The organism is Cellvibrio fontiphilus (genome assembly GCF_042646205.1).
GTDB lineage: Bacteria > Pseudomonadota > Gammaproteobacteria > Pseudomonadales > Cellvibrionaceae > Cellvibrio > Cellvibrio fontiphilus_A.
In genome coordinates this window covers 1-618 of sequence record NZ_JBHRTF010000007.1, presented here as the reverse complement: position 1 = coordinate 618, position 618 = coordinate 1, and the positions used below count along the sequence as shown (strand labels likewise).

Sequence of the window (618 nt, the reverse complement as noted above, 5' to 3'; positions counted from 1 at the left end):
GGTTCGCCGACAAGACGACACCTGATTTTAAACTGAAGAGTTTGATCATGGCTCAGATTGAACGCTGGCGGCAGGCCTAACACATGCAAGTCGAGCGCGAAAGTTCTTCGGAATGAGTAAAGCGGCGAACGGGTGAGTAATGCATGGGAATCTGCCTGGTAGTGGGGGACAACGTCTCGAAAGGGACGCTAATACCGCATACGCCCTACGGGGGAAAGAGGGGGATCTTCGGACCTCTTGCTATCAGATGAGCCCATGTCGGATTAGCTTGTTGGTGAGGTAAAGGCTCACCAAGGCGACGATCCGTAACTGGTCTGAGAGGATGATCAGTCACACTGGAACTGAGACACGGTCCAGACTCCTACGGGAGGCAGCAGTGGGGAATATTGGACAATGGGCGCAAGCCTGATCCAGCCATGCCGCGTGTGTGAAGAAGGCCCTAGGGTTGTAAAGCACTTTCAGTGGGGAGAAAGGCCTTTTACCTAATACGTAAGAGGATTGATGTTACCCACAGAAGAAGCACCGGCTAACTCCGTGCCAGCAGCCGCGGTAATACGGAGGGTGCAAGCGTTAATCGGAATTACTGGGCGTAAAGCGCACGTAGGTGGTTTGTTAAGC

The 618-nt window shown here is 53.2% G+C and carries 1 rRNA gene; it reads left to right on the top strand.

Annotated features, from left to right (window positions below):
* Positions 1-29: 29 nt before the first annotated feature.
* Positions 30-618 (top strand): 16S ribosomal RNA (locus ACFODX_RS16070); the annotation flags it as partial.